The organism is Comamonadaceae bacterium OTU4NAUVB1 (genome assembly GCA_024372625.1).
GTDB lineage: Bacteria > Pseudomonadota > Gammaproteobacteria > Burkholderiales > Burkholderiaceae_C > Variovorax.
Genome location: CP099605.1, coordinates 1,453,737 through 1,468,228 on the forward strand (window position 1 = coordinate 1,453,737; position 14,492 = coordinate 1,468,228).

Below are 14,492 nucleotides of genomic sequence, written 5' to 3' on the forward strand. Positions count from 1 at the left end.
AACGGATGGCCGACCCGGCCGTCAGGCCTGGTCGTGGTGCTCGGGTGCCAGCGTCGGCGCCGACGGCGCGGGCGGCGCGGGCGGCGGTGCGGCGGCCGGACCGGCCCGCGCCGTCCTGACGCGGGCGAGCAGCACCTGCAAGGGGTGCGACAGGTCGACGCCGTCCACGAGCGCGGCCTGGCAGCGGCACGAATAGCCCGTGGCGACCAGCCGGCCCGCGTGGCGCGGCGCGGCGACGATCGAGCGCCAGCTCAGCCCGTAGATCGCCTCGGACGTCGCGCGGTGGTCGCGCTCGTGGCCGTAGAGGCCGGCCATGCCGCAGCAGCCGCTGGGCACGATCCGCAGGGCGATGCCCAGGCGCTCGGCCACGCGCCGCCAGTCGGCGGTCGCGGCCGGGGCGTTGGTGCGCTCGGTGCAGTGCGGCAGCAGGTGCCACGGGTCGGACGCGTCCGCTGCCAGCGTCGGCAGGTCGTCGAGTCGCTCGACCAGCCATTCCTGCGGCAGCAGGACGGCCGGTACGCGGTCCGGGCCCAGCGCCTTGACGTACTCGGCGCGGTAGGCGAGCGTCATGGAAGGGTCCACGCCCACCAGATCGACGCCCGTCGCGGCCAGCGCGCCGAGCATGTGGGCGTTGGCCGTCGCGGTGCGCTCGAACCGGCCCAGCAGGCCCAGCACGTGCTGCGGCTTGCCATTCGGCTTGAAGGGCGCCAGCCAGGGAACGAAGCCGAGCGCGAGCAGCAGTTCGCACCAGTCGACGACCACAGCGGTGTCGTAATGAGAGGTGAAGGCGTCCTGCACGACGACCACGCTCCTGTCGCGCTCGGCCGCCGTGAGCGCGCGCAGGGCTTCCGGCGATGCCGTCCTCACGCCCCGTCGCGCCAGCGCCTCGCGCAGATCGATGCCACTCATTTCGGGCAGCGAGACCAGTCCCATCGTTTCCAGGACCCCGCGGCCGACGGCACTCCGGGTGATGCCGTTCATGAGCCGCGGCAGCTTCGCGGCGGTGGGCAGCCAGCGTTCCAGCGAGGCCACCAGGGTGTCCTTGACCGGCCGCAGGTAACGCCCGTGGTGGACCTCCAGGAAGCGCGAGCGGAATGCCGGCACGTCGACCTTGATCGGGCACTGCCCCACGCACGACTTGCAGGCCAGGCAGCCGTCCATCGCTTCCTTGACCTCCAGCGAGAAGTCGACGTTGGTGCCCGGGGCGTCCGCGTCGCGCCGGGCGTTCCAGGTGTTGAGGGCGCGGAGGGGCCAGGCCGACCAGCGCCCGAGCACCCCCAGCCGCCGGAGGCGCGCGGCCTCGCTCGCCGGATCGACCTCCTGCTCGGCCAACTGACGCAGCCACTCGCGCATCAGCGAGGCCCGGCCCTTGGGCGAGTGACGGCGCTCGCGCGTGGCCTTCCACGACGGGCACATCGCGTCGTCGGGGTCGTAATTGAAACAGGCCGCATTGCCGTTGCAGTGCAGCGAATCCTCGTTCGCGCGGCGCACCTCGATCGGGATGCGCCGGTCGGCCCGCCCCCGGGTCGGCACGCCGTCGATGCGGGAGAGCGCATGGCCCGGCGGCGCGGCGATCTTGCCGGGATTGAGCTGGTTGTGCGGATCGAACGCCGCCTTGATCTCCTGCATGCGCGCATAGAGCGGGCCGAAGAATTCCGGCGCGTACTCGGAGCGGAAGCCCTTGCCGTGCTCGCCCCAGAGCACGCCCTTGTACTTGCGCGTGAGCGCGAAGACCTCGTCGGAGATCTCGCGCACCAGCGCTTCCTGGGCCGGGTCCTTCATGTCCAGCGCCGGACGCACGTGCAGGCAGCCGGCGTCGACGTGGCCGAACATGCCGTAGACCAGACCCCGTCGGTCGAGCAGCGCGCGGAACTCGGCGATGTAGTCGGCCAGCCGCTCGGGTGGCACCACCGTGTCCTCGACGAAGGGCATCGGGCGGCGCTCGCCCTGCAGGTTGCCCAGCAGGCCGACCGACTTCTTGCGCATCGACCAGATCGCCGTGGCCGCCGCTTCGCCACGGGCGACCGTGTGGCCGCGCCGACCCGATCCGCCGGCCGCGACGTCGTTCAGCGCCGCCTCGACGCGCGCAAGCTTCGCGGCCAGTTCCGTCTCGTCGTCCGCCAGGAACTCGACGATGTTCACGCCCTGCGCCGGGCCCTGCGGGTCGTCGGGGAAGTAGTCCTTCACGGCCAGCCAGATCGCGTCCTGGCGCGCCAGGGCGAGCACCTTGGCGTCGATGGTCTCGCTCGATGCCGCCTCCAGCCGCATCAGCGCGCCGGCATCGCGCAGCGCGGCGTCGAAGCTGTCGTAGCGGATGCAGAGCACCGCCGTGCAGTGCGGGATCGGGGTCAGCCGGATCTTGGCCTCGGTGACGAAGGCCAGGCTGCCTTCGGCGCCGCACAGCACCGAACTCAGGTTGAAGTGCCCGTGATGGTCGCAGAGGTGCACCAGGTCGTAGCCGGTCACGCAACGATTGAGCTTGGGAAACCGCTCCGTGATGAGGTCGGCATCGTCAACGCGGATGCGGTCGAGCAACCGATGGATGAAACCGACGCGATCCTGACGACGCTTGATGCCATCGAATTCCGCAGCGGCCAGCGGTTTGGAATGCCATGGTGTGCCGTCGAGCAGCACGGTCCTGAGTTCGAGCACATGGTCGCGCGTCTTGCCGTAGAGGATCGAGCCCTGGCCGCTGGCGTCCGTCGCGATCATCCCGCCGATGGTGGCCCGGTTGGAGGGCGAGAGTTCCGGCGCGAAGAACAGGCCGTGCGCGAGCACCGCCGCGTTGAGCTGGTCCTTGACCACGCCGGCCTGCACGCGCGCCCAGCCTGCGTCGGCATCGACCTCCAGGATCGCGTTCATGTGGCGCGACAGGTCCACCGCGATGCCGTCGGTCAGCGACTGGCCGTTGGTGCCGGTGGCGCCGCCACGCGGGGTGAACGTGATGGAGCGGAAGCGTTCCTCATGGGCCAGGGTGGCCACGCGCACGACATCGGTCTCGTGGCGCGGGAACACCACCGCCTGCGGCGGGACCTGGTAGATCGAGTTGTCGGTGGCGAAGACGACGCGGTCGGCCGGGCGCTGGCTGATGTCGCCCTCGAAGCCGCGCAGGCGCAGCTCCGAGAGGAACTCGGCGTAGACGGTGACCGGGGCGTCCTGGGACTGGAGGCGGGGAATCATGGGCGCGTGCGTCGCGTGCCCTCAGGCGGCCGCCGCCGCCGCGATGGCGTCGCGGCGCCGTGCGACGCGCTCCCACACCTCGGGGTTGACCAGCCGGGGCGGTCGCTCGCCGCCCACCATCCGCACGACCTGCTCGGCGGCCATCGACGCGACGTTGTGGCGGCCTTCGTGCGAGACGCCCGCCGTGTGGAAGGTGGCCACCACGTTGTCCAGCGCGAGCAGTGGATGGTCCAGCGCCGGCGGCTCCTGCTGCCAGACGTCCAGCCCGGCACCGGCCAGGTGCCCCGAACGCAAGGCATCCGCCAGCGCCAGCTCGTCGTGCACGCCGCCGCGCGCGGTGCTGACGAAGATCGCGCCGGCCTTCATGGCCGCGAAGCGCGCGGCGTCGAACAGGCCGAGCGTGTCGCGCTCGCGCGGGCAGTGCAGCGACACCACGTCGGCGACGCGGACCAGGGTGTCGAGCTCGGCCGGCTCGGCGCCGCGCGCACGGATCTCCTCGGGCGACAGGAACGGATCGACGGCCAGCACGCGCATGCCGAAGGCTCGCGCCAAGGCGGCGGTGCGGGTGCCGGCATGGCCGAGGCCGACGATGCCCAGCGTCTTGCCGCCGATGTCGTGGCCCATCACCGACTCGCGCGAGAAACCGGTCTGCGTGCGCAGCTTGCGGTCGGACTCGACGATGCGGCGCGAGACCGCCAGCATCAGGCCGATGGCCATCTCCGCGACGGCCGGCGCGTTGGCACCGATCTGGCTGACGACCGCGATGCCGGCGCGCGTGCAGGCGTCGACGTCGACGGTGTCGAAGCCGGCGCCCGTGGACGACACGCAGAGCAGGTTCGGGCAGCGCGCCAGCAGGGCCTCCCGCGCGTGCCAGTGCGGCGGCAGCTCGTCCTTGGCGGCGCTGATCTGGTAGATGTGCGCGTCCGCCAGGAGGCGCCAGGCGCGGGCGTCGTCGGCGCGCAGCGGGGCGACGTCGAGCCGGATGTCCGACTCCCGCGCCAGGCGCTGGTCGAAGACCGGGTCGATCCATTGGTCGAAGCGCGCGACGCGCCAGGGTGCGGACTCGTTCATGGGGATGTGCTCGGGTGCGGGGTTCGAAGGGGTCATTGCCTGGGCAGGGTGCGGGCGAGTTCCTGCAGCGCCTGGCGGTTCTGTTCCAGGGACCGCTGCCATTGCGCGCCGGGCAGGTACGCCAGCACCGGCGCGTCGGCCGAGGCGCTGGCGATGAATTCGGGGTCGCGCACGCTCTCGGCGATGGCGGCGTCGAGCCGGGCGACGACCGACGACGCCACGTCCTTGTGGACGGCGAAGCCGCGCTCGGAGGTCATGGTGACGGGCGTGCCGGCCTCGGTGGCCGTGGGCACGCCGGGCAGGGCGGGCGAGCGCCGGGCGCCGAACTGCACCACGGCCTTCATCGCGCCGGTGCCCTTGCCGTGCAGCTCCGGCACCTCGCCCGCGCTCACGATGCCGAAGTCCAGGTGGCCGCCCATGACGTCGGTCTTCTGCGCGGCGGTGCCCTTGTAGGGAACGGCGTTGAGTTCGACCCTGGCGGCCTTCGCCAGCAACTGCAGGGCGAGGTCGCCGTTGGTCCCGACGCCGTTGTGGCCGAAGGACAGCGAGCCGGCCTTGCCGCGCGAGGCGGCGACGATGGCGGGCAGGGTGTCGACGGCGTTGTCCGCGCGCGTCACCATCACGGTCGGGTCGTCCACCACCCGCGCGACCAGGGTGAAGTCGCCTGCCTCGTACTGGGCCTTCTTGATCATCGGCACGTACAGGAACCCGGGCACGTTGACGACCAGCAGCGTGTAGCCGTCGGGCCGGGCGTTCCTCACGTGGGCGTTGGCGATCTCGCCGGCCGCGCCGGGCTTGTTGACCACCACGAACTGGGCCTTGGGGCCGAGCCGCTTCTGCACGAAGGGCAGCAGCTTGCGCGCCATCAGGTCGGTGCCGCCACCCGGCGCGAAGCCCACCACCACCTCGATGGGCTTGTCGTCGGGCCATGCGGCCCAGGCCGGATGCGCCAGGCCGAGCGCCAGTGCGATCGTCGCGAGCCGTTGGATCGGTGTCGTCGTCATGCGTGTCTCCTGTTTTTGGAGACGCGATGATCCGGTCGCTCGACGATGCGGACAAGCGATTAATTCGACAGTCTATTCAGTCGTTTTTCGACTTTTCGCGAACGGTGCGAGGTAGCGGGAGGCCGAATCGAAGTCGGCCACGTGCACGACGTGTTCGCGCATCGCGTCCAGGAGCACGCGGCTGTCGTCGCTGCGGTTGAAGAAGTAGTAGTTCAGGCTGGGCAGCGGCGGGTCGCTGCGCAGGGCCACCAGGCTGCCGTGTTCCACCCAGGGTTTCATGAACTGCGTGGGAAGGAAGCTGATGCCGACATCGGCCAGCACCAGCGCCACGATCGCCATCAGGCTGTTGCAGCCCAGGATGCGATGCATGGTGATCTCCTGCTCCGCGGCCCAGGCCTGGATGGCCCGCGTGAGGCCGGAACCCTCGGTCATGGTGATGACGGGGTGGCGCTCCAGGTCGGCGCGGCGCAGCAGTTCGGGCGTGCCGATGCGCGAGGGCGACGCCACCCACGAGAAATGCACGCGGCCGATGACGCTGCCGTGGACGCGCGGGTTGCGGCTCGGGCCGGTCGTGATGGAGAAGTCCAGTTCGCCCCGCTGGACCTTGCGCTCGAGGTTGCGCGCCAGGTCCACGTAGGGTTCGAGCATCAGCGCCGGGTGCGCCTGGTTCACGCGCCGCGTGAAGTCCGGCAACCACGTCAGCGAGACCAGTTCGCTCACGCCGAAGCGGCAGAGGCCCGCCAGGCTGGTGGAGGACGACGCTTCCCTGTGGAGCTGTTCCTTGAGGTCGAGCATCCGGCCGGCCAGCGGCAGCAGCCGTTGGCCGGCCTCGGTGAGCTGGGCGCGCTTGCTGGAACGGTCGAACAGCGGGGCGTCGACCGACGCCTCCAGTTCGGCGATGCGCTTGGACAGCGAGGACTGGGTCACGTGCAGGCGCAATGCCGCGATGCTGAAGCTGCCGAGGTTGGCGGCCCAGTAGAAGGCCTCGATCTGCTTGAGCGTCATGCGCGGCGCCGGCTCAGCCCGCCAGCAGGGCCGCGTAGCGCGCCAGGTCGACGTTGCCGCCGCTCACGATCACGCCCACCCGCGCGCCCTGCAGCGCCGGCGCGTCGGCCACCGCGCCGGCGAAGGCGAGGCAGCCGGTGGGCTCCACCACCATCTTCATGCGTTCGCCGAAGAAGCGCATGGCCTCGACCAGCTGCGCGTCGCTCGCGGTGCGGATGTCGGCGACGTCGCGCCGGATGATGCCGAAGGTGAGTTCGCCCAGGTGTGTCGTCTGCGCGCCGTCGGCGATGGTGCGCGGGGTCTCGATGCGCACGATGCGCCCGGCGCGCAGCGACTGCCGGCCGTCGTCGCCCGCCTCCGGCTCGACGCCGTGGACGCGGCACGCCGGCGACAGCGCCTTGGCCGCCAGTGCCGACCCGCCGGTCAGGCCGCCGCCGCCCAGGCAGACGTAGAGCGCGTCGAGCGGTCCGGTCTCCTCGAACAGCTCCTTGGCCGCCGTGCCCTGGCCGGCGATCACGTCGGCGTGGTCGTAGGGCGGGATCGGCGTCATGCCGCGTTCGGCGGCGAGCGTTCGGGTGAGCGCCTCGCGATCCTGCGCGAAGCGGTCGTAGAGCACCACCTCGGCGCCGTAGCCGCGCGTGGCGGCCAGCTTGGCCGCCGGCGCGTCCTGCGGCATCACGATCAGCGCCGGCATGCCCAGCAGCCGCGCCGACAGCGCCACCGCCTGCGCGTGGTTGCCCGAGGAGAACGCGATGGCGCCGGCCCGGCGCTGCGCGGCGTCGAAACGCGACAGGGCGTTGAAGGCGCCGCGGAACTTGAAGGCGCCCATGCGCTGGAAGTTCTCGCACTTGAAGAAGAAGCGCGCGCCCCAGCGGGCGTCGGCGGTGGCCGAACGCAGCACCGGGGTGCGATGGGCATGGCCCTGGAGCCGCACGGCGGCGGCGGCGACATCGTCGTAGGTGGGGAGTGCGGGTGCTTGCATCGCGCGAGCTTAGGCCAAGCCTCCGGGCCGTGGGAGTCGATGGTCTCGACGACACTCGCGCCCGTGAACGCACTCCTTCCGCCCCCGCTCGCCGGCACGCTGTCCCATTTCCTGCTCTGGCTGGGCGACAGCGGCCTGGCGAGCGTCGCGACCGGCGCGATGGCGTCGTCCCTCGCGCTGTCGGCGACGACCCGGGGCCTGGCCTGGCGATGGACGGGCGCCTTCTGCGCGGTCAGCGCGCTGGTCTTCGCGACCAAGCTGGGCCTGTTCGGCTGGGGCGAGGGTTTCGCCGCGCTCGACTTCCGGGGCCCGAGCGGGCACGCGACGCTGTCGGCGTTCGTCTGGCCCCTGTGCGCCTGGCTGCTGGCGGCGCGGGCCGGCCGCGCGCCGCGCCGTGCCGCGCTGGCGCTGGGCGCGGCGGCGGCGGGCGGCACCGCCTGGGTGCTGATCGCCTTCGGCTTCCATTCGGTGGCCGAGGTCGTCGCCGGCAGCGTGCTCGGCGGTGGCGCGGCGTGGGCCTGCCTGGCCGCCGCGCGCCGTGCCGCGCCGCCGCCGCCGCGCGTCCAGGTCCTGGCCGCCGTCCTGGTGGCGACCGTGTTCGGCCTGCAGCACGGCAGGGAGCTGCCCGCGCTGGTGCGCTTCAAGTGGAAGGCGCACGAACTGGTGGCGCTGGCGCGTCCTCCAGGCATCATCGTCCGATGAAATCGCGCCTCGTCACCGTCGTCGTCCATGCCCACCTGAGCGAACCCGAGCCGCTGGAGCAGGTCTCCCTGGCGCAGACCCTGGCGGTCCTGGGGCGCCATCCGATCACCTTCGTCGTCCCGATGGACCTCGACACGCGCTGGTACGAGGACTTCTGCCGGGGCCGCGCCACCGTCCGGTTCCTGCGCTTCGAATGGAGCGGCCTCGACGAGTACGCGCGCATGCTGCTGAGCCCGGCGTTCTACGCCCGCTTCCACGATTACCGCTACCTGCTGATCTGCCACCTCGACGCCTTCGTCTTCCGCGACGAACTCGCGGCGTGGTGCCACCGGGGCTACGACTACGTCGGCGCGGTGATCCACCACCGGACCTGGGAGCGCGGCCACCAGCGCGCGCTCGGTCGCGCGGCGGACTTCGACACGCTGCACAAGCTGCTGCGCGCGACCACCACTGGCTACCTCGCCAACGGCGGCTTCGCGCTGCGCAAGGTCGACACCTTCCTGCGCCTGACGCGCCGTTTCGAGCGCTACATCGACGCCTACGCGGCGATGGCCATGGCGCGCGGACGCGGCGTGTGGGAGGACCTGTTCGTGCTGCGGCTTTTTCCGCAGCTTTCGCGCGACTTCAGGGTGCCGCCGCGCCGGATCGCCGCCCGGTTCGGCGCCGAGCACGTCGACGCCGTCGCGCCCGACCTGCGCCGGGGCGAGCGCGACCTCGCCGGACTGCCGTTCGGCATCCACGGCTGGATCCAGTACCAGCCGGAGGTCTGGACGCCGTACGCGCGCCGATTTGGGCACGACGTCTGACCGGGCGGGGCGGCCGACCGGGAAACAATCGGCCGCACCATGACCGTCGCGCCACCCGTTCCTCCCGCGTTCCTCGATGCCCGGCCCGCCGGCCGCGCGCGCGCCTTCCCCGCGCTCTGGCGCCGGCTCGCCCTGCTGCTGGCGGCGCTGTCGCTGGCGGCCTGCGCGCTGCCGCCGCGCCAGGGCATCGCACCGTCCCAGGCCCTGGCCCCCGCCGAGGCCTCGGCCACGGCCATCGGGCAGGCGGTGGCGGCGCGGGCGGCGGAGCAGGCACCGGGCGCCTCCGGCATCCATCCGCTGGCCGACGGCATCGATGCCTTCGCCGCGCGCATGCTGCTGGCCGCCGCCGCCGAGCGCACGCTGGACGTGCAGTCCTACATCTGGCGCGACGACACCACCGGCCGGCTGCTGCTGCAGGCCCTGCGCGAGGCGGCCGACCGGGGCGTGCGGGTGCGGCTGCTGCTCGACGACAACGGCATCCCGGGGCTGGACGCGCGGCTGGCCGCGCTGGACGCGCACCCGGGCATCGAGGTCCGGCTGTTCAATCCGTTCGCGACGCGATGGTTCAAGCCGCTGGGCTTCGTCACCGACTTCTCGCGCGCCAACCGGCGCATGCACAACAAGTCGTTCAGCGCCGACGCGCAGGCCACCATCATCGGCGGGCGCAACATCGGCGACGAGTACTTCGACGCGCTGGTCGAGGGCCTGGTCTTCGCCGACCTCGACGTGCTGGCCTTCGGCCCGGCGGCGCGCGACATCGCGAGCGACTTCGACCGCTACTGGGCGAGCGAATCGGCGTGGCCGATCGCGCTGCTGGTGAAGCCGGGCGCACCCGCCGACCTGGCGCCGCTCGACCGCATCCGCGCCGAGGTCGCGGCCGACGCGGGACGCCGCCGCTACCTGCGCGCGGTCAAGGGCTCGGACTTCGCGGTCGACCTGCACGCCGGCCGCCTGAGCCTGGAATGGGCGGCGGTGCAGACCCTGAGCGACGATCCGGCCAAGGGGCAGGGCGCGGTCGCGCGCGGCGACCTGATGGCCTCCGGACTGGCGCGCCTGCTGCGCGGGCCGCGCCGCGACGTCGAGCTGGTGTCGGCCTATTTCGTGCCGGGCGCCCAAGGCGTGGCGGCCCTGGCCGCGCTGGCGCGGCAGGGCGTGCGGGTGCGCATCCTGACCAACGCCCTGGAAGCCACCGACGTCGCGGCGGTGCATGCGGGCTATGCCCGGCGCCGCGCGCCGCTGCTGGCCGCCGGCGTCGAATTGTTCGAGATGCGCCGTCAGGGCGGCCTGCCCGCCGCCGGCGCCAACGACCGGGGCGGCAGCGGCAGCGGCTCGGGTGCCTTCGGCAGTTCGGATTCGAGCCTGCACGCCAAGACCTTCTCGGTGGACCGCGAGCGCGTCTTCATCGGCTCCTTCAATTTCGATCCCCGCTCGGCGCACCTGAACACCGAGCTCGGCTTCGTCATCGACAGCCCGGCGCTGGCCTCGGGCATCGAGGACGCCTTCACCCGCCACATCCCGGCGCAGTCGTACGCGGTGAAGCTCGACGCGCAGGGCCGCCTGTACTGGCTGGCGTCCACGCCCGACGGCGTGGTGCGCCACGACACCGAACCCGGCACGACCTGGTGGCGGCGCGCCGGGGTCGGCCTGATGTCGCTGCTGCCGATCGAGTGGCTGCTGTGACGCCGCATGACGCCGGAGACCAACCCGAGGAAACGCAGATGGATGACGATGCCGACCCGACCCTGATGTCGGACCGCGAACTCGCCGTGGCGATCCAGCGCCACCGGCGCGCCGCCCTGCGCGGCAGCGGCTACCTTGCCGAGCGCGGCGACCGGCTGGAGCAGGAACTGCGCCGGCGCGCGGGCATCGTGAGCGAATTCGGCGCGCCGCTGCGCTTCGCCACGCCGCCCAAACGTCGCTGGTGGCAGTTCTGGTGAACAACGCCACGGCAGCCCGACGCATCCGCTGCTAGTATCAAAATAATACTAAAGTGTTTGTGTGTAAGGAGTCGCCGTGCAGACCACCGTCCATCGATCGATCGGCACCAGCGCGAGCCTGGTGCTGGACATGCTGCGCCTGGGCGCCGCGCTGACGGTGCTTTTCGCTCATGCGCAGGACATGTGGCTGCCTTCGACGACCCAGGACGCCTCGCGCCCCGGCGAGGCGGCGCACTCGGCGATCGTGGTGTTCTTCGTGCTGTCGGGTTTCGTGATCGCCCACACCACCAGCGCCCGGCAACGTGGCCTGGGCGAATTCCTCCAGGCGCGCTGGAGCCGCCTGTTCTCGATGGTGGTTCCCGCGCTGCTCCTGACCGCGATCGTCGAGTTCGTGGTGCGCGCGCAGGGCGACCCGGGCCTGGTGGCGGAGTACGTGCGCGGCGCGTTCGGCCCGCGCTACATGGTGACCGGGCTGTTCCTCAACGAGACCTGGTTCTTCTCGGCGGCGCCGCCGGCCAACGGCGCGCTGTGGTCGCTGAGCTTCGAGTTCTGGTACTACATGATCTTCGGCCTGTGGTTCTGCACGGGGCGGGGCTGGCGCTCCTGGCTGCTGGCCCTGGCGGCGTGCCTGGTGGCCGGTCCGAAGATCCTGCTCATGATGCCGATCTGGCTGATGGGCTGCGCGGCCTGCCTGCTGCCGCGTCCGGCGTTGCGTGCCCCGCTGCGGTGGGCCGGCGTCGCGCTGGCGCTGGGCGCGGCGGCGTTCGTCGTGGCCCGGGTGCCGCCCTGGCCCTATCCGATCGGTGTGCCGCCGTTCTTCTTCGCCAACGAGTTCGTGACCGACACGGCGTCGGGCCTGTGCGTGGCGATCGCCCTGTGGCTGCTGCCGGCCGGGCCCTCGGCCGTCGCCGGCGGTCCGGTCGACCGGTTCCGCGCCCTGGCGGACCTCACGTTCCCCATCTACGTGCTGCACTTCCCGCTGCTGATCCTTTGGCGCGTGTGCTTCGGCCTGCGGGTCGAGGATCGGGGGCAGTACGCGCTGGCCCTGACCAGCGTGCTGATCGTCGCGGCGATCCTGGGCCTGGCGCTGGAGCGGCAACGCCCGCGCTGGCGTCGTGCCTTCGCGTGGCTGTTCGCGGCGGCCGGGCGCTTCCTGCCCCGGCCCGGGCCGCGCGCCACGTAGGCCGCGCCGCTGCGCGCACCGGCCGTCGCGGGTCACAATGACACGATCGACAGCATTCCAGGAGATCGACATGCGGGCCCTTCGATGGCAACAACGGGGCGCGGCGCTGGCGGTGGCGGCGACGCTGTGCGGCTGCGCGGGGATGTCGCCGTTCGGCGGCGGTCCGGAACCGCTCTACAAGGTCGACAACCGCTCCGGCGGCTTCACCATCTCCACGGTCCACGTCCAGCGCGCGTCGATGCCGCGCGACGCCGTCGAGCAGGCCTGCCGGCAGGGCCTGGTGCGCAACGCCAACGACCTCGCCCGCAGCCTGGGGCGGTCGATCCAGCCGGTCGACGCGCGCGCCGCCAGCGTCCGCCTGAGCACCGACGGCCCGGCGGGCGTCACGCGGTGCGAGGGATCGCTGCCGGCGACCTGGGCGCGCTGAAGCCGGGCCGCGCGCTCACAGCTCGGCCAGGCCCGTGTCGCCCGTGTGGCTGCGGCTGCTCCATTCCCGGATGAACGCGCGCGCCCGCGCTTCCAGCACCGCCGCCGCGGCGGCCGGTTCCTGGCGGTGGCCGACCAGCGTCAGGCGGCACTTCTGGACGCCGTCGCGATAGACGTCGGCATGGCTCGCCGCCGGATGGTCGAGCCGGGCGGGCAGGGCGTGCACGCGCACGCTCCAGGCGCCGTCGTCGAAGCGGCTGATCTCGGTGGCGTCGTCGAAGTCCATGCGGGCATCTCCTCGGAGGGATGGCGTCGGTGGCGGGGGAGCGCGGGCGCCTAGCGCTTCTCGTACTGCGTGCGGCCGAACAGGACCTCGCGCTCCCGGTCGCCGGTCAGCGGCTTGCGGCGCTCGGCCAGCACCGCGACGCCGCGCTGGACGGCCGGGCGCGCGGCCAGGGCGTCGAACCACGCCTTGACGTGCGTGTACTCCTCCAGCACCACGCCCTGGTTCTGCCAGCTGCGCAGCCACGGGAAGATGGCGATGTCGGCGATCGAGTAGTCCGCCCCGGCGATGAAGGCGTGCCTGGCGAGCTGGCGGTCGATCACGCCGTAGAGGCGGCGGGCCTCGTTGGTGTAGCGCTCGATGGCGTAGGGCAGCTGCTCGGGCGCGTACAGGCGGAAGTGGTGCGCCTGGCCGAGCATCGGGCCGACGCCGCCCATCTGGAACATCAACCACTGCAGCACGTCGCAGCGCGCGCGCGCGTCGCGGGGCATCAGGCGGCCGGTCTTCTCCGCGAGGTAGAGCAGGATCGCCCCGGACTCGAAGAGCGAGATCGGCCGGCCGTCCGGGCCCTCGGGGTCGGTGATGGCGGGGATCTTGTTGTTCGGGCTGATGGCCAGGAACCCGGGGGCGAACTGCTCGCCCTTGCCGATGTCCACCGCGTGCGCCTCGTAGGGCAGCGCGCACTCCTCCAGCATGATGTGGACCTTGTGTCCGTTGGGCGTGGGCCACGTGTGGACCTGGATCGGTGCGGAGGGCATGGCGTGTTCCGTTTAAGTGGAAAAGCTTAGTCGAGGACGCCAGCATAAACGGCCGGAACGCCGTTCGGCAGGGTCGGGCGTCATCCGGTTGCCATGCCGGCGACACGGCGCTTTCATGAGCGCCGGACAGACTGCCGGTCATCGATGGAGACCGTCATGCCCGAATTGCCCAACCCCCTGTTCCCCATCTCGCAGCTCGGCATCCGCCCGTCGCTGTGGCGTGCGCCGCCGGCCGCGCGGGTGGCGCCGATCGTTCCGGTGCCCACGCCCGGCGTCGCTGCGATCCCGGTCACGGACCCGGGCGCCACGCCGCGGGCGGCCGGCGGGGCCACCGGCCTGAACGTGAGCTGGGCGCGCCACCTCGACGACGTGCGCGCGGCGCAGCGCCTGCGCCACCAGGTCTTCGCCGGCGAGATGGGAGCGCGCCTGAGCACGACGCTGCCCGGCCACGACATCGACCTGTTCGACGACTTCTGCGAGCACCTGCTGGTGCGCCACGAGGCCACGGGCGAGGTCATCGGCACCTACCGCGTGCTGACCCCGGCGCAGGCCCGGCGCATCGGCAGCACCTACAGCGACACCGAATTCGACCTGACGCGGCTGCGCGAGGTGCGCGAGCGCATGGTCGAACTCGGGCGCAGCTGCGTGCACCGCGACCACCGCCAGGGCGGCGTGATCCTGGCGCTGTGGGGGGCGCTGGCCGGCTTCATGCACCGCAACCGCCTCGACGTCATGATCGGTTGCGCCAGCATCCCCATGTCGCACAACGGCGTGAACTGCGGCGACGCCGCCGCGAGCATCTGGCGCCAGCTCTCGGCCGGGCACATGGCGCCGGTGCGCTACCACGTGCAGCCGCGCCTGGCCCTGCCGGTCGACCGGCTCGACGGCACGCTCGACGTCGAGCCGCCCGCGCTCATCAAGGGCTACCTGCGCCTGGGCGCGAAGGTGCTCGGCGCGCCGGCCTGGGACCCGGACTTCAACACCGCCGACCTGCCCATGCTGATGCGCATCGGCGACCTGCCGCCGCGCTATCGCCGGCACTTCCTCGGCCACTGAGCGCAGGCCGCGGCGACGCGGGCGCGGCGTCACGAAACCGACATGCAACTTGGTCACAATCTTCGGCTTTGCCCGACCGACGCCACGCGGGCCGCCCCG

At 72.2% G+C, this 14,492-nt stretch carries 14 protein-coding genes; 7 read left to right on the plus strand and 7 right to left on the minus strand.

Annotated features, from left to right (window positions below):
- Positions 1 to 21: 21 nt before the first annotated feature.
- The 5 genes from NF681_10270 to NF681_10290 form a co-directional block, all read right to left on the minus strand.
- Entirely contained in the window at positions 22 to 3,180 is a 3,159-nt protein-coding gene (locus NF681_10270) for an FAD-binding oxidoreductase (protein ID UST55520.1), read from the minus strand.
- 21 nt (positions 3,181 to 3,201) lie between these two features.
- Positions 3,202 to 4,251: a hydroxyacid dehydrogenase gene (locus tag NF681_10275; protein UST55521.1), complete on the minus strand. Its 1,050-nt coding sequence runs from the start codon at positions 4,249 to 4,251 to the stop codon at positions 3,202 to 3,204.
- Positions 4,252 to 4,283: 32 nt separating this feature from the next.
- Complete coding sequence (locus tag NF681_10280) at positions 4,284 to 5,255, minus strand: tripartite tricarboxylate transporter substrate binding protein (protein ID UST55522.1); 972 nt, start codon at positions 5,253 to 5,255, stop codon at positions 4,284 to 4,286.
- A gap of 72 nt (positions 5,256 to 5,327) precedes the next feature.
- Entirely contained in the window at positions 5,328 to 6,260 is a 933-nt protein-coding gene (locus tag NF681_10285; protein ID UST55523.1) for a LysR family transcriptional regulator, read from the minus strand.
- A gap of 13 nt (positions 6,261 to 6,273) precedes the next feature.
- Positions 6,274 to 7,242, minus strand: coding sequence for a threo-3-hydroxy-L-aspartate ammonia-lyase (locus NF681_10290; GenBank protein ID UST55524.1), 969 nt, complete (start codon positions 7,240 to 7,242; stop codon positions 6,274 to 6,276).
- 63 nt (positions 7,243 to 7,305) lie between these two features.
- Between NF681_10290 and NF681_10295 the strand changes: the two genes are divergently transcribed.
- The 6 genes from NF681_10295 (at position 7,306) to NF681_10320 (ending at position 12,297) form a co-directional block, all read left to right on the plus strand.
- Positions 7,306 to 7,944: a hypothetical protein gene (locus tag NF681_10295; protein UST55525.1), complete on the plus strand. Its 639-nt coding sequence runs from the start codon at positions 7,306 to 7,308 to the stop codon at positions 7,942 to 7,944.
- Positions 7,941 to 8,750 (plus strand): hypothetical protein, encoded by an 810-nt coding sequence (locus tag NF681_10300; GenBank protein UST55526.1) that lies wholly within the window; start codon positions 7,941 to 7,943, stop codon positions 8,748 to 8,750. The genes NF681_10295 and NF681_10300 overlap by 4 nt, the downstream gene beginning before the upstream one ends.
- Positions 8,751 to 8,789: 39 nt before the next feature.
- On the plus strand, positions 8,790 to 10,430 hold the full coding sequence (locus NF681_10305) for a phospholipase D family protein (protein UST55527.1): 1,641 nt from the start codon (positions 8,790 to 8,792) through the stop codon (positions 10,428 to 10,430).
- 38 nt (positions 10,431 to 10,468) lie between these two features.
- Complete coding sequence (locus NF681_10310; protein UST55528.1) at positions 10,469 to 10,687, plus strand: hypothetical protein; 219 nt, start codon at positions 10,469 to 10,471, stop codon at positions 10,685 to 10,687.
- A gap of 76 nt (positions 10,688 to 10,763) precedes the next feature.
- Positions 10,764 to 11,870 (plus strand): acyltransferase, encoded by a 1,107-nt coding sequence (locus tag NF681_10315; GenBank protein UST55529.1) that lies wholly within the window; start codon positions 10,764 to 10,766, stop codon positions 11,868 to 11,870.
- Positions 11,871 to 11,940: 70 nt separating this feature from the next.
- Entirely contained in the window at positions 11,941 to 12,297 is a 357-nt protein-coding gene (locus NF681_10320; GenBank protein ID UST55530.1) for a hypothetical protein, read from the plus strand.
- Between the two features lie 15 nt (positions 12,298 to 12,312).
- On the opposite strand, the gene NF681_10325 is transcribed toward NF681_10320, so the two are convergent.
- Both NF681_10325 and NF681_10330 read right to left on the minus strand, forming a co-directional pair.
- Complete coding sequence (locus NF681_10325) at positions 12,313 to 12,582, minus strand: hypothetical protein (protein UST55531.1); 270 nt, start codon at positions 12,580 to 12,582, stop codon at positions 12,313 to 12,315.
- Positions 12,583 to 12,632: 50 nt separating this feature from the next.
- Positions 12,633 to 13,337, minus strand: coding sequence for a glutathione binding-like protein (locus tag NF681_10330; GenBank protein ID UST55532.1), 705 nt, complete (start codon positions 13,335 to 13,337; stop codon positions 12,633 to 12,635).
- Positions 13,338 to 13,493: 156 nt separating this feature from the next.
- Here NF681_10330 and NF681_10335 point away from each other — a divergent pair, with 156 nt between their 5' ends.
- Positions 13,494 to 14,393: a GNAT family N-acetyltransferase gene (locus NF681_10335; protein UST55533.1), complete on the plus strand. Its 900-nt coding sequence runs from the start codon at positions 13,494 to 13,496 to the stop codon at positions 14,391 to 14,393.
- The last annotated feature ends 99 nt before the right edge of the window (positions 14,394 to 14,492 follow it).

Coding starts and splice junctions, on each gene's coding strand:
- NF681_10270 (UST55520.1), bottom strand. CDS start 3,180: ATGATTCCCCGCCTCCAGTCCCAGGACGCCCCGGTCACCGTCTACGCC.
- NF681_10275 (UST55521.1), bottom strand. CDS start 4,251: ATGAACGAGTCCGCACCCTGGCGCGTCGCGCGCTTCGACCAATGGATC.
- NF681_10280 (UST55522.1), bottom strand. CDS start 5,255: ATGACGACGACACCGATCCAACGGCTCGCGACGATCGCACTGGCGCTC.
- NF681_10285 (UST55523.1), bottom strand. CDS start 6,260: ATGACGCTCAAGCAGATCGAGGCCTTCTACTGGGCCGCCAACCTCGGC.
- NF681_10290 (UST55524.1), bottom strand. CDS start 7,242: ATGCAAGCACCCGCACTCCCCACCTACGACGATGTCGCCGCCGCCGCC.
- NF681_10300 (UST55526.1), top strand. CDS start 7,941: ATGAAATCGCGCCTCGTCACCGTCGTCGTCCATGCCCACCTGAGCGAA.
- NF681_10305 (UST55527.1), top strand. CDS start 8,790: ATGACCGTCGCGCCACCCGTTCCTCCCGCGTTCCTCGATGCCCGGCCC.
- NF681_10310 (UST55528.1), top strand. CDS start 10,469: ATGGATGACGATGCCGACCCGACCCTGATGTCGGACCGCGAACTCGCC.
- NF681_10320 (UST55530.1), top strand. CDS start 11,941: ATGCGGGCCCTTCGATGGCAACAACGGGGCGCGGCGCTGGCGGTGGCG.
- NF681_10325 (UST55531.1), bottom strand. CDS start 12,582: ATGGACTTCGACGACGCCACCGAGATCAGCCGCTTCGACGACGGCGCC.
- NF681_10330 (UST55532.1), bottom strand. CDS start 13,337: ATGCCCTCCGCACCGATCCAGGTCCACACGTGGCCCACGCCCAACGGA.
- NF681_10335 (UST55533.1), top strand. CDS start 13,494: ATGCCCGAATTGCCCAACCCCCTGTTCCCCATCTCGCAGCTCGGCATC.